Origin of the sequence: Halococcus saccharolyticus DSM 5350 (assembly GCF_000336915.1) — an archaeon.
GTDB lineage: Archaea > Halobacteriota > Halobacteria > Halobacteriales > Halococcaceae > Halococcus > Halococcus saccharolyticus.
The window spans coordinates 223,903-250,156 of sequence record NZ_AOMD01000021.1; the positions used below are offsets into that span (position 1 = coordinate 223,903).

Below are 26,254 nucleotides of genomic sequence, written 5' to 3' on the forward strand. Positions count from 1 at the left end.
GATCAGAAATCGTCGACGTCACGCCCGCCGCGCGGGGTGACGAGGTGTTCGCCGTGGTCGTTCTCCCAGACCGCCGTCTCGTGATTGCCAACGAGAATTGAGGTCCCCATCCCGCCGACCTCGTCGTCGTAGTCGGTCGCCGCGCCGAGGGTCGTGATCGTGTGAGTCTCGTCTTCCAGATTCCGGCCGGCATCGCCACGGCCGGCGTCGTTGAAGATGCCCACCGGAACCTCGTCGCTGCGCTCCTCGCGGAGCACGTCGATCGCGCGCTCGTAGTCGCGCCAGCAGTTGTACAGCACGATCACGAATCCGCTGATGGCGGCGGCCCGGAGCTTCTCGGCGATCTCGTCCCACCCGCGCCACTTGTCCGACAACGAGACCGTACAGAAGTCGTTCGAGAGGGGCGCGCCGAGGTTCGCTGCGCCGCCGAGCGCCGCCGTCACACCCGGCACGACCTCGATCGGGACGTCCGTCGCTCCCTCCGNTCACTTGTCCGACAACGAGACCGTACAGAAGTCGTTCGAGAGGGGCGCGCCGAGGTTCGCTGCGCCGCCGAGCGCCGCCGTCACACCCGGCACGACCTCGATCGGGACGTCCGTCGCTCCCTCCGCCTCGGCCATCGTGAACAGCAGGTCGCTCTTGCCGTAGACGTTCGGATCGCCGCCAGAGACGTGGGCGACGTCCTCGCCGTCGCGGACCCGATCGAACGCCTCGCGCGCGAGTTCGATCTGCTGGCCCATCGACGACCGGACGAGCGTCTGGCGGGTGCCGTTCGGTCGTTCGAGCACCGTCGCCCCGTCGGCACCGGCGGCAGTCCCGCCGTCGGTGGCCGCAGCGACTACGGCATCCGCGGGCGGCAGCGTGCCGTCCCGTTGAAGGAACTCCTGGTAGAGATTGGAGGCGATCACGCAGTTGGCGGTGGCGATCACGTCCCTCGCGCGCTGGGTCATCGCGTGGGGCAGGCCGGGACCGATCCCGACGACGGAGAGCGTTCCGAGGCCGTCGCTCGAAGCGGAGCCCGAATCCCGAGCGGAGCCGTCGCCGCTCATCTATCGCCCCACCGCCACGGTCACGGCGTCGTCGAACCGCTCCTTTTCGCGCGCGAGTTCGTGGTCACGGCCGCCGGCGATCGCTGACGCCTCGGCGATCCCCGGCCACCCGATCAGCTCTTTCGACCGCGACGGCGACGGTCCCTCGAACCCCTCCAGAGTCTCTTTCTCGAAGAGCACGACCCCCGCTCCGATCTCCTGTGCAGCCTCGTAGAGGCCCTCCTCGTCCTCCTTCCGGGTGCCGGTCGCGACGAAATCGACGTCGTCGAACCCGCAATCGAGGTCGTCGAGAGCGGCCGCCCACGCGTCGCGGACCTGCTCCGCTCGGACGCCCGAGACGGTCCCCGTCCCGAGCACGACGCCCGCGTCGCTGTTGCGCTTGAGAACGGTGATGTCGTCGCCGACCAGCACCGCTCGGGGGCCGTCGAGCCGCGCGACGGGGCCGAGGTCGTCGTTCAGCACCGCGAGGTTGGTCGCCACCGTCGAGTCGCCGTTGACGACGTGCGCATCGAGCGCCTTCGCCTTGCTCTCGACGCCCTGCTCGCCAGCGGCCTCGCTCGCGGTCGTCATCGCCGGGACAGCACCCATTTCGGCGAGATCGCCCGCGACCTGGTTCGCGCCGTGGTGGCCGCCCGTGATCGGGATCGCCCACGTGAGTTCCTCGTCGACGACCACGATCGCGGGGTCGTCCCACTTGCTGTCGAGCAGCGGCGCGGTCTTGCGCATCGCGATGCCCGAGGCCATCAGGCCCACGAAGCAGTCGTACTCGCCCCAGTGCTCCTCGAAGACGTCGCCGTGGTACTCGACGATGTCGACGCGGTCGTAGTCGTCACCGATGCCCGCCTCGATCTCGCGGGCGATGTCGAGCTTGCGCTCGAAGCTCACGATGGCGATCTCTTCGGCCACTTCGCCATCCGAATCCGGCGTGGAGCAGTGGCCGCTCGATTCGTTCTGTTCGTTCGTTTCACTCGAATCCGTCTCGTTGGTGTCCGTGCTCATGATCTAATCTCAATCGTCCGCCTCGCTCTCATTTTCATCCGTGCCTCGGTTCGCCCAGTCGCCGTAGAGGTACGATCGCTCGTAGCCCGCGCCCGTCGCCGCGTCGCCGATGATGACCATCGCCGAGGCCCGGTAGCCCGCCGCCGCGACTCGCTCGCCGATGGTCCCGATCGTGCCCTCGATGACATCCTCGTCGGGCCACGAGGCGTGGTAGACGACGGCCACGGGGGTATCGAGATCGTGACCCATCTCGACCAGCCGCTCCATCGTCTCGGCGATCGCGTGGGTTCCGAGGTAGATGCAGGTCGTGACGTCGCCCATCTCGACGAACTCGCCGATGTGATCCTCGTCGGGATCGAGGGTCTCGCCCCGCGGGCGGGTGAACGCGACGTGGTTCGCCACGCCGTTGAGGGTGAGCTGGGTCCGGAGCGTCGCGCTCGCCGCGAACGCCGACGTCACGCCCGGCACGAGGTAGGTGGGCACGCCTTCGTGTTCGAGCGCGTCCATCTGTTCGAGAGCCGCACCGTAGATCGCGGGATCGCCGCTGTGGAGCCGCACGACGCTCCGTCCGGTCTCGTAGGCGTCGCGCATCAACGGAATCAGCTCCTCCAAGTCCTTCCCGATGCTCGACACCTGCTCGGCGTCCGCACAGTACGCGTCGAGGAGTTCGCTGTTGACCAGCGATCCCGCATGGACCACGAGATCGGCGGTCTCGACCAGCTCTCGGCCAGTGACCGTCAGCAGGCCGGGATCGCCCGGCCCGGCTCCGATGAACGGAATTCCGTCTTGGATCTCGCCGGCGGTTCGCTCGCCGATGCGCGGATCGCGCTCCGCCTCGCGGACGTCGCCCGCCGCATCGATCGCGTCTTGAGGATCGGTCATCGGGAGCGGACCTCCGGCGTCTCGTCGCCGCAGCCCTCGCCTTCGGCACACTCCGCGACGGCAACGCTCCCCGCTCCGTGGCTGTCGGTGGTTCCGGCCCGAGCGTCGGCCGCCGTTCGACTCGGTCCGTCCGACCCGCCGTCGCTGGTTTCTGCCCCCGATTCCGCCACGGGAACGCCTGCAGACTCGTCTTTCTCGAACGCGCCGGTCGCCGGTGTGGTGTCGAGATCGTGCTTCTCGGCGTAGGCCAGGGTGTAGTAGTCCCGCTCGGCGATCGCGTCGGGGTCCTCGGTCACGATGGTCTCGCCTTGTTCCATGAACAGCCGGCGGCCGTACACCACGTCGTAGCCCACTTCGTGGAGTCCCTCGTGAGTCGTCGGCGCGTCGGTGACTTTGAACAAAATCATGCGATCGGGTCCCGTCGGAGCCGCACCGCGGGCGGCCTCGCGGAGCGCGAGGCTCGCGCCTGCCGCGATCTCGACGCCGAGTGCGGTCGCAAAGGCAGTGACCGCGCTCACGCCGGGGACGATCTCGATCCCGACGTCGGGATGAAACGCCGCGAGCGTCCGTCGGAGGTGGCCGAACGTCGAGTAGACGTTGGGATCGCCGAGGGTAACGAAGGCGGCCGTTCCGTCACGCGCTCGCGGTGCGATCTCCAAGGCGGCCGCCCGCCACGCTCGCCGGAGTTCCTCCTCGTCGCGGGTCATCGGGAAGTCGAGATCCCCGATGCGTTCGTCGGAAACGTGCTCGACCGCCACCGACCGCGAGAGGCGACCCGGTGAGTAGACCACGTCGGCCGTTTCGAGTACGCGCTTGCCACGGATGGTGAGGAGGTCCGCCTCGCCGGGGCCGAGTCCGACACCGTAGAGGGTCATGTCGTTTCTCCATCGACGGTCTCACTGCCGTCGCTGTCACCGTCACCGCCGTCGGCGGCGTCACCGGCTCCGCCGACCAGCATGTACACCGGGTTGTCGGCGTCAAAACTCGTCGCGCCGGCGAGCTCGTACCCGTGGCTCACTTGGAACTGGACGACCTCGTCGAGGAGATCGCGCTCGCGGAACGCCGCGGTGGCCGCCCCGGCGACTTCGAGCCGCGAGACGTTCATCACGACCCGATCGACGCCGGTTGCGACGGCGTGATCGAGCACGGCCTCGTAGTTTCGACTGCCGCCGACGAACAGCGCGTCGGCATCCTCCGGCAGACCGTCGGGCGCTTCGGCTTCGCGGAGCTCGACGTCCGCAGTGACATCGTTGGCCGCGAGGTTTTTCTCGGTTACTGCAAGGCGTTCGGACTTGCGTTCGAGCGCGGTGATCCGACCCGCGCGCCGTGCCGCCGCAACGGTGACGGCCCCGGTACACGAACCGACCTCGACGAAGTGATCCGTCGGCGTCAGGGCGAGCTTCTCGAGCAGCACGGCCCGCACCTCCGACTTGGTCGGACCGGCCTTCGCGTCGTGGGGAAGCGCTACACGCGACATCACCAACTACAACTCCGGTGGGCAGTAAAACAATTTTGGTTGTTTTAGTACAGGTTGTTTTTCTCCCAATGGTGACAAAGCCGGCTCAAATACAATCGTGCCCGGAGTACACCAAAACTACTTGCGTTCGCGGTGCGCACCGTCGACGATGACGAACGCGGACGACGCCGGGGACGTGGGGGTGCTCCGGAGCAAGCGCAACGCCACCCGGTATCGGATTCTCACGCAGATCGCCGAGCGCCAGCCGGCGGTCAGCCAGCGCGAGGTCGCCGACGCGATCGGTGTCACCTCCCAGGCCGTGAGCGACTACCTGAAGGACCTGATCGACCAGGACTACGTCGAGAAACACGGCCGTGGACGGTACGAGGTCACCAACGAAGGCGTCGACTGGCTGATGTCTCGGACCGACGAACTCCGCGAGTTCGTGGACCACGTCGCCACGGACGTCATCGAGGAGGTCGACATCGATACCGCGCTGGCGACGGCCCCGATCACTACGGGCGAAACGGTCTCGCGCACGATGCGGGAGGGCGTGATGTGCGCGACGCCTGGCGGTACCGGGAACGCAACCGCGGTTGCAGTCACCGACGCCGAAGCTGGCGAGGATGTCGGAATCACGGAGTTCGCGGGCGTGCTCGATTACGATCTCGGGATGGTGACGGTGCTGTCGGTCCCGCAGATTCAGGACGGGGGGAGTGCGGCGCTCGATCCCGAGACGATCGCCGACGCCGCTGCGGACCACGATCTGGTGGCGACGGCGGGGACCGAGGCGCTGGCCGCGGCGCGGGCGGCGGACGTCGACCCCGACATCCGGTTCGGGACGGCGACTGCGGTCCGGGAGGCTGCCACGAAAGGACTCGATGTCTGTCTTCTCGCCGTCGCGGACCAGCTGTCGGCCCACACCGGCGAACTCCGCGACGGCAACGTGAGCTACGAAGTCGTGGATACGGCCACGTAGCAATCGCTTACGAGGGTCGTCGCGCACCGCGAAAAATCGCTACCGGTCGCGGCCTTATGCGTTGTCGTCGACGAGGTCGCGCACGGTGTCGGCGCGCCCGGCGTCGGTCACGAACTTCGAGAACGTCCAGTCGAGCTTGTCGACAACGGCCTCGTAGCCCGGGTCGGTGAGCTCGTACTGGTTGGTGCGCTTGTCGAGTTCGCTCTTGGCGACCAGATCCAGCTCCACGAGGTCGTCGAGGTTGGGGTAGAGTCGCCCGTGGTTGACTTCCGAGTCGTAGTACTCTTCGAGCTGGCGCTTGATCGCCAGGCCGTACATCGGCTCGTCGGACAGGATGACGAGGATGTTTTGTTGGAAAGCCGTCAAGTCGCGTGCGATACTCCGGTCCGGTGCCGCTTGTGCCTCTGACATCGCACCGTGATATGTCATCGGTCTATTTAATAGTTTGCAACTTCATCCGGGAGTACGGCAGTTTTAGTGGCTGATACCGTTACAACCAGTAAATACCACCGCCAAATCCGGTTGGTTCGACAGTGGGATATTCACTGTTGACGGGCGAATAGAAAATATTTTTTGGCTGCCCCCTGGAGATCCGGTCGATGACGAATCTCTGGGAAGACCTCGAAACGGGCCCCGATCCGCCCGAGGAGATCTACGCAGTCGTCGAGTGTCTCAAAGGCGAGCGCAACAAGTATGAGTACGACAAGGACGTGCCCGGCGTCGTCCTCGACCGGGTGCTCCACTCCAACGTCCACTACCCCTCCGACTACGGGTTCATCCCGCAGAGCTACTACGACGACGAGGACCCCTTCGACGTCCTCGTGTTGGTCGAGGATCAGACGTTCCCCGGCTGTATCATCGAGGCCCGCCCCGTGGCCCTGATGAAAATGGACGACGACGGCGAGCAGGACGACAAAGTCATCGCCGTCCCGAGCGAGGACCCCCGCTACGACCACATCGAAGATCTGGAGGACATCACCCAGCAACAACTCGACGAGATCGACGAGTTCTTCGAGACCTACAAGAACTTGGAGGAAGGGAAGGAAGTCGAGACGCAGGGCTGGGAGGATCGACAGGCGGCCTACGACGCGATCGAACACGCTCAGGACCTCTACGCCGAACAGTTCGGCTGAATCTGCGAGAGTTCCTCTCCATCAGTCGGATAGTGAGCGTTGATGAACGCCGATTCTGCCAAGGGATGGACTCTTCGAGCAGTGGGATTTCTCGTCTTGATTGTGAGCCAGAGCGGGGATTTCTGGTCGGCCATCCCGGAAAACGCCCAAACTCTACTGCTCACATCTGGTCTGGTGCTATGTCTCTCCTCTCGATACTATGATACCAAGGCGTATCAGTCGACGAACGATTGAACTCTGAGAACAGGTTCCGGGGAAAACACATCTTCAACGTCTACGTCCATCACAAACGAAGGCCACTCCCTCCCCAACCGATTCCTTCGCTCGGCGGCCCTCACTTCGTTCGCGCCGCCCGTCGCTCAGTCATCCCTCACACGGTGTTAGCGCTCGGTGCTCGCTTTCGCTCGCACACGAGCGCGAGCGCGCGCCACCGCAGACGGTGAGCGGCCCCAGCCGTCACTCCCGCGGACAGGTGTCGATGCTGAGTAGCTTGTTCAGCCCGCAGCGCGCCGTGGCGAAATTGAACAGCAGTCCGGCGCTCCCGAGTGCCGCGACGATCGCCGTCGAGCGCCGATCGGCACGAAACGAACCAACCGCGATCGCGAGGAGGCACGCACCGATCACGCCACGAGCGATCCGATCGAGACCGCCGACGTTTCGCTCGAACATGCTCACATCTCGGCGTTCCATCGACAAAAACCGTCGTATTCATCACGGTTATGCCGGAGGTCGCGAGGAATGTGTTAGAATTATGGATAATCTTTTGCGTGCGGGATGCGTAGCGATGATCGTGATGGCCGCAAAACGTTCCGGTGCTGGCTTGCAGCACCCCACGGTGGTCCCCGAGAACCTCGTCGACGACGCGGACGGTGCGGACGACGGGACAGCGCGCTGTCCGGCCTGTGGACAGCCGCTCGGCGAGCACTGACTGCTGGCGGCTCCCGACGATCCTCGTCCCGTGAGGGGTGACGCCGAAACGAACGTTCTTTGTGCCCCTCGTGAGTAGCCGCCCCATGGGACTGTTCGACCGCATCCGTGGCGACGACGCCCCGCGCGTCGCCTTCTTCGGTATCGACGGGGTTCCGTACAGCCTGATCGAGGACAACCCGGACGTCTTCGAGAACCTCACCGCGCTCGCCCGCGAGGGGAGTTCGGGCGCGATCGATTCGATCGTGCCTCCCGAATCGAGCGCGTGCTGGCCCTCGCTCACGACTGGCGTCAACCCCGGCGAGACCGGCGTCTACGGCTTCCAGGACCGAGAAGTTGGCTCGTACGAGACCTACGTTCCGATGGGCCGAGACGTCCAGGCGACTCGTGTCTGGGATCGTGTCGAGGACGAGGGCCGCGACGCAACCGTGATGAACGTCCCCGTGACCTTCCCACCCCAGCGTGACGTCCAGCGGATGGTTTCGGGTTTCCTCTCGCCCGGCGTCGACGAGGCCGCCTACCCCGACGAACTCCGGGACACCCTCAACGGGCTCGACTACCGGATCGACAACAACGCGAAACTCGGTCACGACGACGACAAAAGCGAGTTCATCGAGGACGCCCACGCCACGCTTGACGCCCGGTTCGAAGCCTTTTCGCACTACGTCGAGCAGGACGACTGGGACCTCCTCTTCGGCGTGTTCATGACCACCGACCGGGTGAATCACTTCCTGTTCGAGGACTACGAGCGCGACGGCGAGTACAAAGAGGAGTTCTTCGAGTTCTACAAGAAGGTCGACGAGTACCTCGGTCGGCTGCGCGAGATGCTCCCCGACGACGTCACGATGGCGGTCGCCTCCGATCACGGCTTCACAGTCCAGGACCACGAGGTTCACTTCAACGAGTGGCTCCACCAGAACGGCTGGCTCGACTACGAAGACGACGATCACGAGAGTCTCGCGGACATCTCCGACGACACCGAGGCGTACGCGTTCATCCCGGGTCGGTTCTACATCAACCTCGAAGGCCGCGAGCCACGCGGCGCGGTCGCCGAAGAGGACTACGAGGAGAAACGCACCGAGCTCAAGAAGGCGCTCGAAACGCTCGAAGGCCCCGACGGCCGGAAGGTCTGCGAGCGCGTCGTCGAGAAGGAGGACGCCTTCCGCGGGGCCCACGACGATATCGCCCCCGATCTCGTCGCCATCCCGAACCACGGCTTTGACCTCAAGGCCGGCTTCTCGGGTCACGGCAGCGTCTTCGACACCGGCCCGCGCAACGGGATGCACAGCTTCGACAACGCCTGCCTGTTCGTCGACGATCCGAACGCCCGCGTCGGTGACGACACCGACCTGTTCGACATCGCGCCCACGCTGCTCGACGCGATGGAGATCGACTACGACCGCAGCGAGTTCGACGGATCGAGCCTCGCCTAACACACCCACTTCCACTTTTTTACCGCGTCCCAAATCGTGCACTGCGGGCGCTCGGAGTCCCTGTAAAACCTGGACTAAAAACACCCGCTCACTCGCGCTCCGCGCTCGTTCGCGGTACGACTGCTTGCGCTCTCCGCGACCGCACAGCACCCCCCGAGCCCTCGGCACTCCCTGCGGTCGTGCCTTCGCCCTCGACCCACCAGGAGAGCTTTGCTCTCCTGAGCCTCGACGAGTGAAGCGAGTCGAGACGCCAGGACCGTACTGCGACCACAGCCGCACCGCAATCACCCACCGCCGCCGGCAAAGGTTCAAATCAGAAACCGCGACCACCGTGGGGCATGCAGGACGCGTTGGATCGGGCGACGACAAACGCACACGACGACTGCGGCTGCGAGCCACGCATCGAGGGCCGCCGGCTCGTTGTCGACGCCACCGACTGCCCGGAGGAGGGTCACCTAGCGGCGAGCCCTGCCTGTCGTGCGAGTGTCGTCGACGCGCTCGTCGGCCGCCCCGTCGTCAGAGTACGAACTCGGATCGAGACCGGGGTGTACGTCCACAACGACGGGGCAACGGCGCTGCTGGTCGCCGCCGGGCGGTTCGTCGCGCTCGCCGCGGACCACGATCGGGCGCTGGCGACCCACGCGCTCGGCGACCCGCTCGGTGCGGCCCGCGTCGCGGCCGGTCGCACCGGACCCGTTGCGGAATTCGCGGCCGCAACCGGGCTGATCGAGGGCGCACGGCGCGCCACGGGCTACGACGACGCGTTCGCCACCCGCTCCACGACCGAACTCAATTCACTTACGTCGGCGAGCATTACTCCGAATATGTTCCACGACATCGACGATGCGGGCGATCTCTCGCCCGACGAACTCCGCGCGCGCTACGATCAGCGCCTCCGAGCCGTGATCGAGGAACACGGTGTCGAGATCGTCGCCGACGAGGCTGGCGTCGCGAGCGAGCCGGTCACGGCGCTCGCCGAGGGCGAATCACCCGAACTCACGCTCGAAGAAGCTGCGGCGATCCTCGCCGTGAGCGAGGACGAACCCGACGCGGAGGCCATCGTGCTCGAAACCCGTGATCACCTCCTGATGGGGATGACGACCGCCGTCCTCGACGTCGAGGCGGTCGAGTCCGGGATCGATGGCGCGCTCGACGCCCGCGAGATCCAGCAGAAGATCGAGGGGCGGCTCCCGATGGATCTCGACGAACTCGCCACCATTCACGGCTACATCGAGGAGCGCAAACCGTGACCCGCGTCGCCATTCTGGGGTGTGGCTACGTCGGTCTCGAACTCGGCCGCCAGCTCGCGCCCGATCACGACGTCGTCGGGGTGCGCCGCTCGGCGGACGGCGTCGAGCGGATCGAGCGCGCCGGATTCGACGCCATCCAAGCCGACGTCACCGATCCCGACGGCCTCGCGCGCGTTCCGGACGCCGACGCCGTGGTGTTCGCGGCGAGTTCGGGTGGACGGGACGCAGACGCCGCGCGCGAGATCTACGTCGACGGCCTCCGGACCGCGATCGAGATCTTCGGCACGCGAGACCACCCGCCAGACCGCCTGGTCTACACTTCCTCGACCGGTGTCTACGGCGACCACGACGGCGCGTGGGTCGACGAGGACACGCCGATCGAGCCGACGACCGAGAAGACCGAGGTGCTCGCCGAGGCCGAGCGGATCGCCCGCGAGGAAGCCAGCGATCACGGCATTGCGGGAACGGTCGCGCGCTTTGCGGGGCTGTACGGCCCCGACCGCTACCGGCTCGACCGCTACCTCGACGGTCCCGTGACGGCGGGCTATCTTAACATGATCCACCGCGACGACGCCGCCGGCGCGATCCGATTCCTCCTCGAAACCGACGCCGCCCGCGACGACACAGTGCTCGTCGTCGACGACGAACCCGTCCCCAAGCACGCGTTCGCCGACTGGCTCGCCGACGAGTGCGACGTTCCGCGCCCCGCAAAGCGCACCAAAGCCGAGCGCCTCGAAGACGGCGACCTCTCTGCGGCTGCACGCCGCCGGATCGAGACCTCGAAACGGTGTGCGAACGACGAGCTCCGCGATCTGGGCTACGAGTTCACGTACCCGACCTACCGCGAGGGGTATCGGGCGGCGATCGACGCGTACCGGAACGGATGACGGCGGCAGTCAGAAACCCGCTTGCGGTGGCGCGCGGGAGCGGAGCGCGGCGCGACCGAAGGGAGGGCCGCGGATGCGAACGGGGAGCGAAGCGACCCGTGAGCGCGTCAGCGGACGCGCGACTCGCGCGAGGGATGAGCGAACGAGCGAAGCGGCTGGGGAGGGTGTGGATTGCGGTCTCTCGTTTGCCTCGTGATCGGTGCTGTCGCTGAGCATCGCAACGATGCTGTTTCGTGGTGGCGTTGTTCGGATACGTCCGACCAACAGCATATCAGCACGAGCTACCAACCGCTCACATGGCAACCAGCGAGGCGACGTGGGCGTACCGCGACCGCCACACCGACGGGTTCGGACGGACGTACTTCCGTCGGTTCGGCGACTGCATCGTCTCCAGCATCGGCTTCGGCACCTACCTCGACGATCCAACCGACGCGGTCGACGAGTCCTATCACGACTCGATCGTGCGGGCGCTCGACTCCGGGATCAACGTCGTCGACACCGCGATCAACTACCGTCACCAGCGCTCCGAGCGGGTCGTCGGACGCGCGCTCGATGCGGCCGACATCGATCGCGACGCGGTGGTGATCACCACCAAGGGCGGGTTCGTCCCGTTCGACGGCGAGCGACCCGACGACCCTGGCGAGTACATCCGCGAGGAGTACGTCGAGCCCGGAATCGTCGACCCTGACGACCTCGTCCGCGGGATGCACTCTCTCGTGCCCGCGTTCGTCGACGATCAGCTCGATCGCTCGCTCTCGAATCTGGGGATCGAAACGATCGACTGCTATTACGTCCACAACCCCGAGTTCCAACTCGACGAGCGCTCGCGTGAATCGGTCTACGACGATCTGGAGGCGACGTTCGTCCGGCTGGAGGAGCGCGCGGCCACTGGCGACCTCCGCCATTACGGCGTCGCGACGTGGGACGCGTTCCGTGTCACACCTGACGATCCGAACCACCTCTCGCTCCCCGAAGTCGTCTCGCGCGCCCGCGCCGCCGCCCGGACCGCGGGCAACGATGCGACTCACTTTCGGGCCGTGCAGCTCCCGTTCAACGTCGTCATGGCCGACGCGTTTACCGTCGCGGCCCACGACGGTCCCGACGGCCCCCAGAGCGCGCTCCGGTTCGCGCGCGAGGCTGGACTCGACGTGTTCGTGAGCGCCCCGCTCGCCCAAGGCCGTCTCGCTGACGAAATCCCGACCGACGTTGCCGAGCGACTCGACGGCGAAACGCCGGCCGCGAAGGCGCTCACGTTCGCGCGCTCGGGGCCTGGCGTGACGTGTGCGCTCGTCGGGATGCGTCGTTCGGAACACGTCGTGGCGAACGTCGATTCGGGTCGAGCGGACGCGATGGGGGCGGACGCATTCGACGCGACCTTCGAGTGAGCGACCCACCCCACATGTGTGAAGTGTACAGAGTCGAGCGTGTTAACACTATGAGTAGTTCTCCATCGATTGATCCAAAAGACGTATATAGTACTACTGGGGAAGTCCGAACCAATGGGACCGCGCGAGCACATCGCGTTTCTGGCCGGCTCAGCGAACCGGGTACGGATCCTCGAAACGCTCCGCGAGCAGCCCCATCGCCAGTGTGGACTCACCGAGGCGTGCAACCTGTCACGCTCGACCGTCCACCGCGCGCTCGACGGACTCGAAAGTCGGGGGTGGGTCGAGCAGACGGACGGCAAGTACCGGCTCACCATCGGCGGCGATCTCGTTCTCAGCCACTACGAAGCGCTCGAATCGGCGATCGACCGGATCGACGAGTGGGGAACGTTCCTGAACCGACTCGGCGACCTCGCCGACACACTCCCGCTCGCAGCGCTTTCGAAGGCTACGCTGGTGACGAGCACCCGGGAGAATCCCCACGCGGCTGCCACCCATTTCACTGAGCAGTTCAGGACGGCCACGACCGAAACGTTTCGTGGCATCGCGTCGGTTGTCAGTCCACGCTTCACAGAGGCCGCACAGCCGCTCATCACGAGTGGTACCGATATGGAGTTGCTCATCGACGAATCGGTGCTCGACGCCTCGTCAACCCACTATTCGAGCGAACTCGAAAAAGGATATTCGCTCGACAATTTCGCGCTGTACTGTTATCCCGCCGAACTCAACTTCGGTCTCGCAATTTTCGACGAACGCGTGCTAATCAATGCACACGACGAGCGTGGCGTCCTCCGCGAGTGTCTCGACAGTACCGACGAGACACTCCGATCGTGGGCACAGGACGTCTACGACGATCACCGGACTGCCGCCCGCCGCGCCAAGCACCTCGCCGAGCCGGAGTGAACATCTATGTCTCGCGGTACGGAACATGTTTCACACCTTGACACACGATGCAGGAGGTAAGTATTCCATACTCGGGGTCATCCGTACGGATGGAACCGCCTCTGGTTCCGTGCGCACGGGATCCGGTCCGTTGCCCTGGCATCATCTCCCGTGCCTTTTCGCCACGACAGTAGATCGCAGCGCTCGCCGTCACAAACCGGCGAGCGCGGGTGCATCCGGAAGATTTGATTGATCGCCTCGCGTAGCGTCGGCCGTGTCACGGAGCCCGCTATCCGGCCCGCCGCGTTCGTCGCGACCTCGCCCGATTCTCTGCCGCTCGCTCTCCGCTGTCAGGTTTCCCAAACCCCAGAGTACCGACGGGTCGCCGACCGTGAGGACGGCCGTACGGGGATCGTAATCGTGGAGTACGTTCAAGAACGGATCGCGACGCTCCACGACTTCGGCGACGCGGTCCCGGACGCACCCACCGACCAGGCGACCGTCGTCGTGCCGATGACCGACCGGGAGTACCGGACGCCGGCGGCCGAACGAGTTCTCTCGACGCTCGCCGATATCGACCCTGCGCGGGTGATCGTCGCCCTCCGAACCGAACCGGCGAACGTCGACGCGTTCGACACGTGGCTCGCGGCGTTCGATCCGGTCGAGACGCTCTGGTGTGGCGGCCGGCGGGTGCAGAAACTGCTGGCCGAGCACGGTCTCGACGGCGCGCAGGGCAAAGGACGGGACGTCTGGCTCGGACTCGGCGTCGCTGCACTCGACACCGAGTACGTCGTGATCCACGACGCCGACGCGACCTCGTACTCGTCGGCGCACGTCCGCAACCTCCTCGCGCCGCTCGACGGTGAGTTCGGGTTCGTGAAAGGGTACTACGCCCGTGTCGAGCGAAATCAGCTGTTCGGACGGCTGTTTCGGCTATTCTACGTTCCCCTAGTGCGCGCACTCGCCGACCGCCACGATGCGGGTATCCTCTCCTATCTCGACGCGTTCCGGTACGCGCTCGCGGGCGAAGTCGCGCTCACGACCGACCTCGCGCGCCAACTTCGGGTGAGTCGCGAGTGGGGTCTCGAAATCGATACGCTCGGGGCTGCGTTCGACGCCGTGGGGTTCGCGGGCACAGCTCAAGTAGACCTCGGTACCCACGTCCACGACCACCGCGACGTCGGCGGGTCGGCGGGGCTGGCGGCGATGAGCCGTGCGGTCGGCGCGGCGGTCTTTCGGACGATCGAGACACACGGGGTCGCGCCAGCGTACGAGACGCTTCCCGCGCGATACGAAACCGCCGCAAAAACGCTCGTCGAGCAGTACGCTGCCGACGCCGCACACAACGGGCTCGACTACGACCGGGCGGCCGAGCGCGACCAGGTCGCCCGGTACGCTGCTGCGATCGAATCTCCCGGTTCGGACACGCGGCTCCCGGCGTGGGAAGACACGTCGCTCGATCCCGAGCGTCTCCGCCGAGCCGCGCAAGCGGACCTCGAATCGGTTGAGTGAGTCGGTAACGCGACTGACGCCGCTGGCGATCGAGATGTCCTCCGTCGTCACCCGGATCGCGATTCGAGCGCCGTGCCGACGCCGATCCCGATGGCGACGCCGACACCCAGCCACAATCCCATCTCGCCCGTCGCCGTCCCGAGGGCTGCACCGAGTCCGACTCCGATAGCGATCCCCACCCCGAGCCGTCCGCCGTCGAGTGCGTCGTCCCCGTCGCTGGTTTCGGTCGTCACGACTCAGATGGGGGAGCCACTACCAAAACGGTACCGCGGGATCGGTTCGAGTCGGCTGACCGCGGGCGACCCAAAGAGCCATTGGCGTCGACCGGCACCGTCGAACGATGGAGTTCAGCCACGACGAGCTCGCTGGCGTGGTCGATCTGTTCGGCGCGCTGACCCGTCCGGAGCTGTCACAGGCGTGTGACGAACTCGCATTCAAGCGTGGCGTCGAGTTCGAGTCGGCGGAGACGATCGACGACGCGATCGCGGCCTACCGTCTCGTCGCGATCGAGTCCGCCGACGCCGACCTCGTGGAGGCGAGCTCGGAGACGGTCGCGGACGAGCCGCTGCTCGCAGCCGGTCCGACGGCGTTTCCGACGCTCCCGGATCGAGCCGAGGACCTGCCACACATCCTCGATATCGAGCCACGCGAGATCGACCGCACAGTGTTGGGGGCCGTCGCCGAGGAACGGTTCCGTGCCGACGCAGCGCGGGCGGTCGCTACCGGCGACCACGCGCGGATCACGCAACTGCTCGACGTGAGCTACGATCTCGAAGCGTGGGCTCCGGTCGCGCTCGACGGCGTCCGTGATCGGCTCGACGATGCGGCGGCAGGGATGGATGCGGCCGACGACCGCGTCGGAAACGCCGTAGCCGAAATCGACGAGCGGACGAATTAAGCCCCGGCGGCGCGTTCGATGGGTATGGATCTCGCGCGGGTGGCTCGGTACGCGGCCACGGCGGTCACCGACGAGCAGCGGGAGGCGGCCGTACTCGCGCCAGTCATCACCCGCGAGGACAACCCGTACCTCCTCTTTACCAAGCGCGCCGACCACCTCGGCGAGCATCCGGGTCAGATGAGCTTTCCCGGGGGCGGCCGCGAACCGAGCGACGAGGACCTCACCGCAACCGCGCTCCGGGAGGCAAACGAGGAGATCGGCCTCGATCCGGAAACCGCCGACGTGATCGGCCGGCTCGACGACATCCGGACGGTGACGGAGTACGCGGTCCGGCCGTTCGTCGCCCGCGTCCCCGACCGCGAGTACGTCCCCGACGAGCGCGAGGTCGCCGAGGTAGCAGTCCTCTCGGTGGCAGAGCTCACCGACCCGGCGAACTACGACTCAGAGCGCCGCGACCACCCTCACTACGGCGAGATCCGACTTCACTTCTTCCGGGTCGACGACTACGTGGTCTGGGGCGCGACTGGGCGCATCCTCGCCCAGCTTCTCGAACTGACGACCGACTGGCGCGTGCCCGACGAGCCGGATCGCGTGGTCGATCCCGACGCCGACTTTCCGGTGTAATCCCACCGTTTGCTGCGCTCAGTCGCGCGCTACGCGCGCTCCTTCGCTGGCAAAATGTGGATCAAAAGCCTCCTCCCTCCCGGTGGTCGGTCGTCGGCCCGCTCGTTCACGTTGCTCACTCGCGGTGGAGGCGCTGGCGCAACCACCACCGCACCGCGCTCACTCTCCGACCGCTTCCTCCACGATCTCGATTTCTCCGTCAGTCAGCCCGTACAACTCATAACTCATAGACGATCTCGTCGATCAGGTCGTCGGTGCGCTTGATTTTCTCGTCCAACTCCGCCGCACGCTCGCGGGCGTCCATGTAGCGCTCGATGCCACCCTCGATATCCGCCAGCGCGGGCAGCGTCAGGTCCTCCAGCCGGTCGAGCGGCGAGATCGTCGCGGTGGCGTTGTCTCGATAGCCCGCGAAGCCGCCGGCCTCGGCGACCGCGTGGGGCACGAACGCCTCAATGAGGTCGGCCTCGGCCCCACTCAGCCCGGCTACACCCGCCGGACGAGATGCGCCCGGATCGCCCGCTGGCACCGATCGCAGACCTCGATGACCCGAGCCACCGTCGAAAGAATCGGATACGCCACCGGGAACGCGTCGTAGAGACACGCCGCGAGATCCTGGTGGGCGATACCGGCCTCGCCGTCACCGGTGGTGGTCGCACGAAGCACCGACTGCCGGTCGCGAGCAACGGTTGCACACTCCTCCCGGAACTCGTCGAGCCGATCGTGACGTGCTCGAAGCGCCTCGAAACCGAGCTCGGTGAGCGGTGTCTCGTTGACCTCGACGATCCACCCGAGCACGTCGTCGAGAGTGTCCGTCGCCTCGACGAGCGATTCGGCTTCGCGATCGAGCGCCCTCTCCATCGCCCGCAGCTCGGATCGTCGCTGTGTTACCTCGGACAGGACACCGTTCTTGATCCCGGCGGTGAAGCCGACGGTGGCGTTCTGTGGCGCGAGCGCCACCGCAACTTGCTCGGACAGCTCGGCGGCGATCGCTTCGAGCAGCGTCTCGCCGTCGTCGACGTCCGCAGTGCTGTGCGGGCGGACGGTCGTGGCGAACTGTTCTCTGACCCGTTCACAACGATCCGATCCACCCGTCCCGCTCGACTGCATCGTGGCAACCGAACCGGCCGTCGTCTGCTGGCCAGCCGTCGCCTGCCGGGTGGCCTGTGTTCCGGATGGCGTGTCGACCGACAGCTGCTCGATCTCGCGGACGAACCGCCCGTAGGCAGTCTGCTTTTCCGTGACAACGGCCTGTTCGTCCCGAACGCGGTCGAGTGCCTGTCGAACGTGTGTTTCGACGGTCATCGATCCCCCTCCGCGGTCGCACGGAGCCGAGCCAGCTCGCGGTCGGCAACTGCCCAGAGCTGACGGTGCCACTCGGCCCCTCCGTGGTCGGGCCGACCACGAACCCCGGCCACGTCCTCGCAAACGATGAGGTCGTGGATCGCGACCCGTGGATCGTACCGTCGCAGCCGAGCGCGGTAGCGCCGGGCGACGCGGGCCGCCCGGGCCGCCGTGGCTCGGTCGTCGAACCGTAGCCCGGCAACCGGTACCGGGTGCTCGCCGGTGCGAGCGCACACGACACAGTACCGGCCGCCGTCGGTCGCCAGCGCGTCGAGAGTAGCGCGGATGGTGTGGAGCGTTGATCCGGTCATGTGTGATGGGTCCTGTCTCGTCGTGCGGGGTCGGTCGTTCAGTCCTCCGTCTCGACAGCCCGTCGCTCGGCTTCGATCTCACGAGCGCGTTCGAGAACCCGATCGTCGTCGACGTGTTCGAGCAATCGAGACTGTCCACGCCGAGTCCGGGTAACGATTTCCTCCTCGCTGAGATACTGATCGAGACGACGATCGATCTCGTGCTCGCGCAGCTCGTCCAATCGGTCCTCTGAACCGTCGTGATCGTCGGGCAGGCGGTCGTCGAACCACTCGCCCCAGCGCTCGCGGTCACGCCATTCGTCCGTCAGTTCGGCCTCCTTGCGCACCCAGTCGTACTGCTCGGCGACGGGATCGGGATAGCCGCGATCGCGACGGACGTCCGCGATGAGAGCGTGTCCGGCGCGCGCGCCGCGTCCGGCCGCGATGATCGCCTGGCGGTCCGCCCCGTTCGATGGCGACGCGACGTAGCAGCCATCGATCGGCGTCCGGCCATCGACGTCGGCGTACGACCGATCGAACCGCTCGTACTCCTCGCCGTCGTGTTCGCGGGTCGCGAACATCGCATCGTCGCCGAGCGACCGGAGATACTCGCCGTCGTAGCGCGTTGCTGCGATGGCCCGCGCAGCAGTAACCCGGCGACCTTCCTGGGGTTCGATCACGAACCCGTCGCCGTCGTCGGAGTGATCGATCGATTCGACGAGATCCGGAACGATCTCGCAACCCGCTTCCGTGGCGTGGTCGTGGAGCAGCGCGGAGAACGTCTCGATGTCGATACCGGCGGGGAAACCGGGGTAGTTCTCCAGATACGCACACCGGCGGATCGAGGAGCGACCGCGATCGAAGATCACGGTGTCGAGGCCGTACCGGGCGGTGAACACGCCCGCCGAACAGCCCGCTGGACCACCGCCGATGATAGCCACATCGACGTCGTCGATTTCTCGATCCGTACTCATTCCTCCAGCTCCCTCACGATCCGGCCCGGATCGATGTCACGAGCACGCAGGTGTTCCTCGACGGCACAGAGGGTTCGTATCGTCCGCTCGTCCGCGCCGTACTCCCGGAGGAGGACGCTGTTGCGCCGGTAGCAGTCGATCAGGCGCTCGTCGGACCACTCGTGGTACTCGACTGCTGGCAAGCCGGTGACGTCGTCCGGGGTCGAACCCATCCGCTGGACGGTCGACGGAGTCTCGTCGGTCACGATCAGCTATCTCCGTTGATGATGTCCGCGACGCGCTGGCGGTCGAACAACTGTTCGTCCCGGTCGAACTCGTCGGGGTACAGCTGCCATGCGCCGCGTTCGGTCCACGCGAGGTTGATGATCGGTCCTTGGTATATCCCGGCTCCACGGTACACGTCGTCGTTGTTCACCGCAGTCAACTGGCTCGCCACGTCGTGGTCCTGCATGAACGACACGAGGGTGCTCTGGAACTCCTCGCGGGACATTCGCTCGAATCGACCACGGCCGTCCCACATGAGGAGTACGTCCGGATCGGCCTCCGCGACGGCTTCGTAATCGATCGTGCTGCCGGACCGATAGAAGTCCTCGATCCCGGCCTCGGTAAGCGCACTCCTCGCGCCGAGGTCTCGCCACTGCTTGTACGACGTGCCCTGATTGATGGGATACGGGTAGAACTCCTCCGGCTGGTCGGACGTGACGAGGAGGATCGCGACCGACGGTCGATCGGACTCCGACGGCAGTCGTTCTCGTATCCGGCCGATGAACTCGTCGTGCAGCCGTTCGAACTCCCGATATCGCTGTTCCTGTCCGAACACCTGCGCGAGCTTCTCGAAGGCCTCGTAGAGGCTGTAGTACTGATGATCGTGCCACTGGAACGCCTGTGAATAGATGCTGTTTCCGAAGACCGGCCCGATGTTCTCGTCGACTTCGTCGAGATCGGCCTGCTTCCACTTCGAGCGGCTCAGTACGAACACCGGGTCGAACACGTGAACATCGGCGTCGAGCTCGTAGAACAACTCCTTGCTCAGCGATTGCCCCCACAGTTCGTCGATAGTGGTCTTGTCGACGCTCACACCGGGGATCTCGTCGTAGATGTGCGTGTGATACCGATTGGGTCGCCAGAGACCCTTCGGCGGCTCCTGGCCGAGCGCGATCCCCATGTCCGCCCAGCTCCCGTTGTTCGCGACCCACGTCTCCGGCACTTCCTCGAAGCTCACCTCGCCCATGGGGGCCATCGTCACCGAGTACGAGCTCTCGCTCCCACCCGCCGTCGTGTTTCCGTCGCCGGAGTCGTTCGAACCGTTCGCCCCATCGCCAGGACTGCTTCGCCCAGCACAGCCGGCGAGCAGCGCCCCACCGACGACCGCACTACCGTACTTCACGTACTCCCGCCTCGTCGGGCCCCGATACCCAGTGGAGTCGTCCGGCATATGAATTAGGGCTGCCTAAAACAATAAAGCCGTTTCGGTTTTTCGGCGGGCCTAAACAATGTGCGAAACGGGGCATCCGGCGAAGAACGCACCAGCGAGCCATCGACCGGGGATGCGGGCTTGCAGCGAGGAGATGCTCCAGCCAGGAGGTCGTGAAGCCCTACGCGCCACCGATCGTCCCACGAACGTCCGCTTCGAGAACACTACTCGCGACCGACACGACGAGACGACCGCCGCTGCCCGACAGTATATCACCCAGCAGGACGAACGACCGGTATGCCTGTTCCCGGGTACGACCCCGACGACCTGGATTCCGAACTCGAAGGCAAGCTCACCGACGATGAGATCCGCGACCGACTGAACGACGAGGAGTACGAGCGCTACGAGAACGGCGAGAGTCTCGTCGGCCTGCTCGACGAGGACGAGCTCGACGATCTCCTCGACGACACGTAGCGACCGCTCTCCGCATGTCACGGCAGCGTCGAATCGCCCGCCTCGGATCGTCCGAACCACCGCATCCCGAACGATTTTGTGCGGCACCGTCCACCACCGGTCATGGAATACACTTCCCTCGGTTCCACCGGCACGAAGGTATCGAAGCTCTGTCTCGGCACGTGGCGCTTCGGCAAGCAGACCGGCGACGTGCTCGAAACCGATCGTGAGGAAGCCCACGAACTGCTCGACGCCGCGGCCGAGCGCGGGATCAACTTCATCGACACCGCGAACGGCTACGGCGACGGCGACTCCGAGCGCTGGATCGGCGAGTGGCTCGACGACCGCGATCGCGAGGAGTACGTCATCGCCTCGAAGGTGTACTGGAGTCAGGAGAGTCGCTTCACCGAGAACCTCGGCCGGAAGAACATCCGCACTGAGATCGAAGGTACTCTCGACCGACTCGGTACGGATTACCTCGACGTCTACTACATCCACCGCTTCGACGACGACACGCCGGTCGAGGAGACTCTCCGCACGCTGAACGATCTCGTCCGCGAGGGGAAAGTCAACCATCTCGGCGCATCCACGATGGCCGCCTGGAAGCTCACGAAGGCGCTCTGGAAATCCGACGTCGAGGGACTCGAACGCTTCGAGGTGACCCAGCCCCTCTACCACGCCGCCTACTACGAGGACGTGAGTGACTACCTCGAAGTCTGTGCCGATCAGGACCTCGCGGTCTGTCCGTACTCGCCACTCGCCGGCGGCTTCCTCACCGGCAAGTACGAACGAAGCGGCGAGGGCGTCCACGACGTCGAGGCTCCCGACGGCTCCCGCGGGAGCTTCGACGAGTTCTTCGACGACTACTACGTCTCCGAGCGCGGCTGGGACGTGCTCGACGCCGTGCGAGGGGTCGCCGACGAGATCGACGCGACGCCCGCCCAGGTCGCGCTCCGATGGCTCATCGAGCGCGAGCAGTTCACCTGCGTCCCGATCGTGGGCGCGCGCACGGTCGACCAACTCGACGAGAACCTCGGCGCGGTCGACATCTCGCTATCGAGCGACCACCACGACCGGATCGACGCGGCGCGTGCCGGCGAGCAGTAACTGAGCTCGAACGACCAACGCACGACCGCTCGTCTACTTCTCTCGCGCTGGGTCGAGGAGCTGCACCGGGTGCCGACTCGGCCGCTCCAGCAGCGAATCGAGCTGTTCGGAACACGACGTCCCGCTCGCCACCACAGTCCGGTCGCGGGCGTCCTCGGTCGTGAACTGAGCTTCGAGGTCGCTCCCGACGTCCATGCTCAGTTCGTAGTACTCCTGCTTGTAGCCGAACGAACCGGCCATCCCACAACACTCGGTCTCGGAGGTGAGCACGTCGTAGCCACACTCCTCCAGCACGGCCACGGTGTGGGCTTCGAGTCCCAGCGTCCGTTGCTGACAGTGGCTGTGGTACGCCACTTGCTCGCCGTCGTCAGGCCGCAGCGCCTCACGCTCGGCCCCGTTTTCGAGCAGACCGTAGACGTACTCGATCATCTCGTAGCTGCTCTCGGCCAGCCGCTCGGCCGACATCTCGGGCAGGAACTTCTCGTACTCGTTCGCGAACATCGCGAGGTCGGAGGGTTCGATTACCACCACGTCGCGGCCCGCGTCGATGTGTTCGGCGAGGTCGGCGTAGGCGTCGTGGGCGTGACGCTCGGCGGTGGCGATCATTCCCTGAGAGAATGGTGCGCGCCCGCTCGACGCGACGTCGGGTACGCGTACCGCCACGTCGAGCGCCTCTAGAACCCTGACAGCGGCCTTCCCACGATCGGTGTGAACGTGGTTGGTGTAGACGTCGGGATAGAGCACCGCCTCGCGGTCGGCGTTGGCTGCTGGGATTCGCGACCCACCCCGTGTGTCGAACCACTCGACGAGCGTCTCACGTTCGAATTTCGGGAGTGCACGCCGGCGGTCGATCCCGAGAAACCGCTCCAGCACCGCGCGGCTCGGCCCCGATCCCGCGAGCCAGTTCGACACCGGTGCGGTGGCGCTGCCGAGTTTCGCGAGCGTCGCGTAGTTGCCGAAAAAGCGCTTTCGAGGAGTGAGTCCGCCAGGCTCCTCGTCGGGCGTCAGCCCCTCGACGAGGAAGTCGAGTTCGGGCGCAGCACCGTCCTCGTGGTTGATCCGGTCGCGCACCACGGTGTTGATCCACGGGATGTCGATCTTCACGGGACAGGCGTTCACGCAGCGCGAGCAGCCGGTACAGAGGTCGTTGAACTCGGCGGCGCTGTCCTGTCCGTGGACGCCGGCCTCCCAGCCGGTGGCGATCCCGCCGGTGTAGGTCTCGCCGCCGAAGGCGTGGCCACCGACGTGCTGGAAGTTGGCACACGAGTTCGCGCACGCGCCACACCGGATGCAGTACAGCGTCTCGCGGAGCTGGTCGTCATCGCGCATCGCCGACCGGCCGTTGTCGAGCAGCACGAGGTGGAACTCGCGGTCGTCGTTGCCGGCGCTGCCACCGTTACCATCCCCGACACCGGTCTTACTCAGCGGCGTGTCGGGATCCCCGAAGTCGAGCGTCGGCGTTTCGACCGGCGGCGAGAGGGTCGTGACGTACTGGGCGATCGACTGACCAGTGGCCGAACGCGCGATCAACTCCACGAACGGCTGGAGCTCGCGGATCGAGGGGATGAGCTTCTCGACGCCCGCAACGGCGACGTGGGTGTCGGGCGCGACCGCACACTTCCTCGCGTTGCCCTCGTTGGTCACGAGCGTGATCGAGCCCGATTCCGCGAGCACGAAGTTCGCGCCGGTCATCCCGACATCGGCGTCTTGAATCCGTTCGCCGAGCCAGTCCCGCGCGAACGCGGTGAGTTCCTCGGCAGCTTCGAGCGGTTCGTCGGGATCGAACTGCCGGTTGAACAGCTCGGCGATCCCCTCGCGGGACTTGTGCATCGCTGGTCCGACGATGTGTGAGGGCGACTCGTCGGCCACCTGAAGCACCCACTCGCCGAGGTCGGTCTCGTGAACGTCGACGCCGGCCGCTTCGAGGGCGTCGTTGACGTCGATCTCCTCGGTGGTCATCGATTTCGATTTCACGAGCGAGTCGGCGTCGCCGGCCACCGATTCGATATACTGGTTCGCGTCCGCGGCGTCGTCGGCGAGATAGACTTGCCCGCCGTTCGCCTCGACCGCCGCGGTGACCTGATCGATCAGCTCGGGCAGCCGCTCGATCGCCTCGGCCTTGATCTCACGGGCTTCGGTCCGGAGCTCCTCGTGCGCCGTGAACTCCTCGACCGCGTCGTAGCGCGCCTCGTTGAAGTGCGTGGCGTCGGCGTGGACGTTCTCGCCCTCGGTGTCGAGCAGGTGGCGGATCTGTGCCGCCTTCTCCCGGCGCGTCTCGGCGCTCACGCCTCGATCACCACCACGTGGACCGCGGCTGGGCCGTGGACACCCTCGACCATCGCACCCATGTCGGCGGTCGCGCTCGCACCCGTCGCGAACACCACGCTGTCCCGGCCCGCCTCGAACCCCTCGTCGAGCCGCGTGAACGCCTCGTCGAGCCCCCACACGACGTCTTCCTCACGGACGACGGCGACGTGGCGCTCGGGAAAGAGACTCACCGGCTCGTCACCCGCCGCCGAGGACTCGATCGCGAGCGTGCCGTAGGTCGCGACCGCCGTCCCGACCGGCGTCACGCCCGTCCGCGCGGATTCGAGCTGAGCGGGCGTCGGATCAACGGTGACCGGCACGCCGTCAAGTGAAACACCGTCGATCCGGAGCGGAACGCCGATCGCCGGCTCGTCGATGATCGCCGCGAGCGCGTCGTCGAACCCCGCCGGATCGGTGCGCGTCATCTCGACACCCAAATCGTCGAGTGAGGACTCGAACGTCGCGACCGTCTCGGTTGCCATACCATCACGATCGATCCAGCGAGGTATTCGTCTTTTGCCCAAATGTCGGTGGTGCAGTCGGTACGTCTCAGGACAGTGTCGATTCTATCGATCGACTGCCGATACCCGAACACTCGTCCGGTCGCGGATCGACGAATCAGCCGTGACAGACACCAACCGCCAGTTCGTTCTGGGCAAGCGTCCCGACGGGAAACCCGATCGCGACACGTTCGAGCTCGAAGAACGCGACGTTCCCGAACCACGCCACGGCGAGGTGCTCGTACGAACGCTCTATCTCTCGGTCGACCCATACATGCGCGGACGGATGCGCGACCGCGAGTCCTACGCCGATCCGTGGGAGGTCGGCGATCGGATGGCGGGCCACGTCGTCGGTGAGGTCATCGAGTCCGCACACGACGACTGGGCCGCTGGAGAGTTCGTCTTCGGCGAGGGGTTCTGGAGCGAGTACGCCGCCCTTGACGGCGACGACCTCACGCCCGTCGACCCCTCCCTCGAAAACCTCTCGCTGCCCGCCTATCTCGGCGTGCTCGGGATGCCAGGCCGGACGGCGTACTTCGGCACGCTCGACGTGCTCGAACCCGATCCGGGCGACACGGTGGTGGTCTCCGGGGCGGCGGGCGCGGTCGGCTCGACCGTCGGCCAGATCGCGAGTCTCGCTGGCGCGCGCGTCGTCGGGTTCGCGGGCAGCGACGAGAAAGTTCGTTATCTCGAAGACGACCTCGGGTTCGACGCCGGGATCAACTACAAGACGACTGACGACTACCGCAGAGCGCTCGCCGACGCCGCACCGAACGGCGTCGACGCGTACTTCGACAACGTCGGTGGGCCGATCTCGGACGCGGTGTTCACCCAGTTGAACGTCGACGCGCGAGTGGCGATCTGCGGGCAGATCGCGCTATACAACGAGGAGGGCGTCCCGACCGGCCCGCGCAAGCTCCCGCAACTCATCGCGCCACGTGCCCACGTCGAGGGGTTTCTCGTCTTCGACTACGCGACGCGGTTCGAGCACGCGAACGACCGACTCCGCGACTGGGTGGCGAACGACGACATCGAACACCGAGAATCGATCGTCGAAGGGTTCGCAAACGCTCCCGACGCCTTCCTCGGGCTGTTCGAGGGTGACAACATCGGCAAGCAGGTCGTGAAGGTCGCCGAACCGAGCGAATCGTGAAAACCGTCGAGACCGACGAGACCGACGGCTTCTTCGAAGTCGTCGCCGATACTGATCGATCCCAGGCCGCAACGATGGTGCTCTCGCCGGGTCAGTCCACGGGCGGTCCCGAGAACCGCCACCCCGACGCCGACCAGTGGTGCTACGTCGCCGATGGAACCGGGATCGCCGTCGTCGGCGGCGAGGAGCACCGCCTCGAACCGGGGACGCTCGTCTGCATCGAGGCCGGCGAAGCCCACGAGATACGCAACGACGCTGGCGCTGGTGGCAGCGACGATTACGACGATGAGAGGGGCCTTCGGACGATCAACGTCTACGCACCACCGGTGTACTGACCTCGACGTTCGTCGCTGTGGCCATCGTCGTATAAACGACACCGCACGTGGTGGGTGTGTAGTCACGTGTCCCTGCTCCCTTCC

At 66.0% G+C, this 26,254-nt stretch carries 29 protein-coding genes and 2 pseudogenes; 15 read left to right on the top strand and 16 right to left on the bottom strand.

From position 1 onward, the window contains the following. Nucleotides 1-2 precede the first annotated feature (2 nt). The 5 genes and pseudogenes from C449_RS18995 to cbiT form a co-directional block, all read right to left on the bottom strand. Nucleotides 3-1,049, bottom strand: a pseudogene (locus tag C449_RS18995) (precorrin-3B C(17)-methyltransferase). Then, on the bottom strand, nucleotides 1,050-2,048 hold the full coding sequence (gene cbiG / locus C449_RS09320; protein WP_006077747.1) for a cobalt-precorrin 5A hydrolase: 999 nt from the start codon (nucleotides 2,046-2,048) through the stop codon (nucleotides 1,050-1,052). Nucleotides 2,049-2,057: 9 nt separating this feature from the next. Then, nucleotides 2,058-2,930 (bottom strand): cobalt-precorrin-4/precorrin-4 C(11)-methyltransferase, encoded by an 873-nt coding sequence (locus tag C449_RS09325; RefSeq protein ID WP_006077748.1) that lies wholly within the window; start codon nucleotides 2,928-2,930, stop codon nucleotides 2,058-2,060. After that, nucleotides 2,927-3,805 (bottom strand): cobalt-factor II C(20)-methyltransferase, encoded by an 879-nt coding sequence (locus C449_RS09330; RefSeq protein WP_006077749.1) that lies wholly within the window; start codon nucleotides 3,803-3,805, stop codon nucleotides 2,927-2,929. Before C449_RS09330 ends, C449_RS09325 begins: the two co-directional genes overlap by 4 nt. Further along, nucleotides 3,802-4,407, bottom strand: a complete 606-nt coding sequence (gene cbiT, locus C449_RS09335) for a precorrin-6Y C5,15-methyltransferase (decarboxylating) subunit CbiT (RefSeq protein WP_006077750.1) — start codon at nucleotides 4,405-4,407, stop codon at nucleotides 3,802-3,804. Before cbiT ends, C449_RS09330 begins: the two co-directional genes overlap by 4 nt. A gap of 148 nt (nucleotides 4,408-4,555) precedes the next feature. Between cbiT and C449_RS09340 the strand changes: the two genes are divergently transcribed. After that, nucleotides 4,556-5,365 (top strand): DUF7839 domain-containing protein, encoded by an 810-nt coding sequence (locus C449_RS09340; RefSeq protein ID WP_006077751.1) that lies wholly within the window; start codon nucleotides 4,556-4,558, stop codon nucleotides 5,363-5,365. Nucleotides 5,366-5,419: 54 nt separating this feature from the next. On the opposite strand, the gene C449_RS09345 is transcribed toward C449_RS09340, so the two are convergent. Beyond that, entirely contained in the window at nucleotides 5,420-5,776 is a 357-nt protein-coding gene (locus tag C449_RS09345; RefSeq protein WP_006077752.1) for a PadR family transcriptional regulator, read from the bottom strand. Nucleotides 5,777-5,964: 188 nt separating this feature from the next. Between C449_RS09345 and C449_RS09350 the strand changes: the two genes are divergently transcribed. After that, nucleotides 5,965-6,498, top strand: coding sequence for an inorganic diphosphatase (locus tag C449_RS09350; RefSeq protein ID WP_006077753.1), 534 nt, complete (start codon nucleotides 5,965-5,967; stop codon nucleotides 6,496-6,498). Nucleotides 6,499-6,954: 456 nt separating this feature from the next. Here the strand turns inward: C449_RS09350 and C449_RS09355 are convergent, their stop codons facing one another. Then, the gene (locus C449_RS09355) at nucleotides 6,955-7,188 is read right to left on the bottom strand and encodes a YgaP family membrane protein (protein WP_241430099.1); all 234 of its coding nucleotides are present in this window, start codon (nucleotides 7,186-7,188) and stop codon (nucleotides 6,955-6,957) included. A 103-nt stretch (nucleotides 7,189-7,291) separates the two neighbouring features. Here C449_RS09355 and C449_RS18835 point away from each other — a divergent pair, with 103 nt between their 5' ends. The 7 genes from C449_RS18835 to C449_RS09385 all read left to right on the top strand — a co-directional run bounded on the left by C449_RS18835 (nucleotide 7,292) and on the right by C449_RS09385 (nucleotide 14,774). After that, nucleotides 7,292-7,426: a hypothetical protein gene (locus C449_RS18835; protein ID WP_275039167.1), complete on the top strand. Its 135-nt coding sequence runs from the start codon at nucleotides 7,292-7,294 to the stop codon at nucleotides 7,424-7,426. An 85-nt stretch (nucleotides 7,427-7,511) separates the two neighbouring features. Next, nucleotides 7,512-8,858, top strand: coding sequence for an alkaline phosphatase family protein (locus C449_RS09360; RefSeq protein ID WP_006077755.1), 1,347 nt, complete (start codon nucleotides 7,512-7,514; stop codon nucleotides 8,856-8,858). Between the two features lie 338 nt (nucleotides 8,859-9,196). Beyond that, nucleotides 9,197-10,108, top strand: coding sequence for a DUF5791 family protein (locus tag C449_RS18465; protein ID WP_006077756.1), 912 nt, complete (start codon nucleotides 9,197-9,199; stop codon nucleotides 10,106-10,108). Then, nucleotides 10,105-10,995 (top strand): SDR family oxidoreductase, encoded by an 891-nt coding sequence (locus C449_RS09370; protein WP_006077757.1) that lies wholly within the window; start codon nucleotides 10,105-10,107, stop codon nucleotides 10,993-10,995. Before C449_RS18465 ends, C449_RS09370 begins: the two co-directional genes overlap by 4 nt. A 296-nt stretch (nucleotides 10,996-11,291) precedes the next feature. Further along, on the top strand, nucleotides 11,292-12,380 hold the full coding sequence (locus C449_RS09375) for an aldo/keto reductase (protein ID WP_006077758.1): 1,089 nt from the start codon (nucleotides 11,292-11,294) through the stop codon (nucleotides 12,378-12,380). 114 nt (nucleotides 12,381-12,494) lie between these two features. After that, nucleotides 12,495-13,283, top strand: coding sequence for a helix-turn-helix transcriptional regulator (locus C449_RS09380; RefSeq protein WP_006077759.1), 789 nt, complete (start codon nucleotides 12,495-12,497; stop codon nucleotides 13,281-13,283). Between the two features lie 399 nt (nucleotides 13,284-13,682). Then, nucleotides 13,683-14,774 (top strand): glycosyl transferase family 2, encoded by a 1,092-nt coding sequence (locus tag C449_RS09385; protein WP_049914040.1) that lies wholly within the window; start codon nucleotides 13,683-13,685, stop codon nucleotides 14,772-14,774. A gap of 47 nt (nucleotides 14,775-14,821) precedes the next feature. On the opposite strand, the gene C449_RS09390 is transcribed toward C449_RS09385, so the two are convergent. After that, nucleotides 14,822-15,007, bottom strand: coding sequence for a hypothetical protein (locus C449_RS09390; RefSeq protein ID WP_006077761.1), 186 nt, complete (start codon nucleotides 15,005-15,007; stop codon nucleotides 14,822-14,824). Between the two features lie 107 nt (nucleotides 15,008-15,114). Here C449_RS09390 and C449_RS09395 point away from each other — a divergent pair, with 107 nt between their 5' ends. Together C449_RS09395 and C449_RS09400 are read left to right on the top strand one after the other, a co-directional pair. Continuing rightward, entirely contained in the window at nucleotides 15,115-15,672 is a 558-nt protein-coding gene (locus C449_RS09395; RefSeq protein WP_006077762.1) for a DUF7109 family protein, read from the top strand. A gap of 24 nt (nucleotides 15,673-15,696) precedes the next feature. Next, complete coding sequence (locus C449_RS09400) at nucleotides 15,697-16,296, top strand: NUDIX hydrolase (RefSeq protein WP_006077763.1); 600 nt, start codon at nucleotides 15,697-15,699, stop codon at nucleotides 16,294-16,296. 159 nt (nucleotides 16,297-16,455) lie between these two features. Here C449_RS09400 and C449_RS18515 read toward each other — a convergent pair. The 6 genes and pseudogenes from C449_RS18515 to C449_RS09430 form a co-directional block, all read right to left on the bottom strand. Further along, nucleotides 16,456-16,783, bottom strand: a pseudogene (locus tag C449_RS18515) (restriction endonuclease); the annotation flags it as partial. Then, nucleotides 16,780-17,598 carry a DUF7260 family protein gene (locus tag C449_RS09410; RefSeq protein ID WP_006077765.1) on the bottom strand — a complete coding sequence of 273 codons (819 nt, stop codon included), beginning with the start codon at nucleotides 17,596-17,598 and terminating at the stop codon, nucleotides 16,780-16,782. The gene C449_RS09410 and the pseudogene C449_RS18515, both read right to left, overlap by 4 nt. After that, nucleotides 17,595-17,948, bottom strand: coding sequence for a DUF7552 domain-containing protein (locus C449_RS09415; protein ID WP_006077766.1), 354 nt, complete (start codon nucleotides 17,946-17,948; stop codon nucleotides 17,595-17,597). Before C449_RS09415 ends, C449_RS09410 begins: the two co-directional genes overlap by 4 nt. Nucleotides 17,949-17,986: 38 nt before the next feature. Continuing rightward, entirely contained in the window at nucleotides 17,987-18,901 is a 915-nt protein-coding gene (locus tag C449_RS09420) for an NAD(P)/FAD-dependent oxidoreductase (RefSeq protein ID WP_006077767.1), read from the bottom strand. Next, nucleotides 18,898-19,146, bottom strand: coding sequence for a hypothetical protein (locus tag C449_RS09425; protein ID WP_006077768.1), 249 nt, complete (start codon nucleotides 19,144-19,146; stop codon nucleotides 18,898-18,900). Before C449_RS09425 ends, C449_RS09420 begins: the two co-directional genes overlap by 4 nt. 2 nt (nucleotides 19,147-19,148) lie before the next feature. Continuing rightward, complete coding sequence (locus C449_RS09430; protein WP_049914002.1) at nucleotides 19,149-20,336, bottom strand: ABC transporter substrate-binding protein; 1,188 nt, start codon at nucleotides 20,334-20,336, stop codon at nucleotides 19,149-19,151. A gap of 276 nt (nucleotides 20,337-20,612) precedes the next feature. Here C449_RS09430 and C449_RS18320 point away from each other — a divergent pair, with 276 nt between their 5' ends. Beyond that, entirely contained in the window at nucleotides 20,613-20,789 is a 177-nt protein-coding gene (locus tag C449_RS18320) for a hypothetical protein (RefSeq protein WP_006077770.1), read from the top strand. A 102-nt stretch (nucleotides 20,790-20,891) separates the two neighbouring features. Next, nucleotides 20,892-21,875, top strand: a complete 984-nt coding sequence (locus C449_RS09435) for an aldo/keto reductase (protein ID WP_006077771.1) — start codon at nucleotides 20,892-20,894, stop codon at nucleotides 21,873-21,875. A 33-nt stretch (nucleotides 21,876-21,908) separates the two neighbouring features. Here C449_RS09435 and C449_RS09440 read toward each other — a convergent pair whose 3' ends face one another. Next, a complete protein-coding gene (locus tag C449_RS09440) occupies nucleotides 21,909-24,161 on the bottom strand; it encodes an LUD domain-containing protein (RefSeq protein WP_006077772.1) in 2,253 nt (750 codons plus the stop codon). Beyond that, nucleotides 24,158-24,664, bottom strand: coding sequence for an LUD domain-containing protein (locus C449_RS09445; RefSeq protein ID WP_006077773.1), 507 nt, complete (start codon nucleotides 24,662-24,664; stop codon nucleotides 24,158-24,160). Before C449_RS09445 ends, C449_RS09440 begins: the two co-directional genes overlap by 4 nt. A 142-nt stretch (nucleotides 24,665-24,806) precedes the next feature. Between C449_RS09445 and C449_RS09450 the strand changes: the two genes are divergently transcribed. Both C449_RS09450 and C449_RS09455 read left to right on the top strand, forming a co-directional pair. Next, nucleotides 24,807-25,835, top strand: coding sequence for an NADP-dependent oxidoreductase (locus C449_RS09450; RefSeq protein WP_049914045.1), 1,029 nt, complete (start codon nucleotides 24,807-24,809; stop codon nucleotides 25,833-25,835). Continuing rightward, on the top strand, nucleotides 25,832-26,170 hold the full coding sequence (locus tag C449_RS09455) for a cupin domain-containing protein (RefSeq protein ID WP_006077775.1): 339 nt from the start codon (nucleotides 25,832-25,834) through the stop codon (nucleotides 26,168-26,170). The genes C449_RS09450 and C449_RS09455 overlap by 4 nt, the downstream gene beginning before the upstream one ends. The last annotated feature ends 84 nt before the right edge of the window (nucleotides 26,171-26,254 follow it).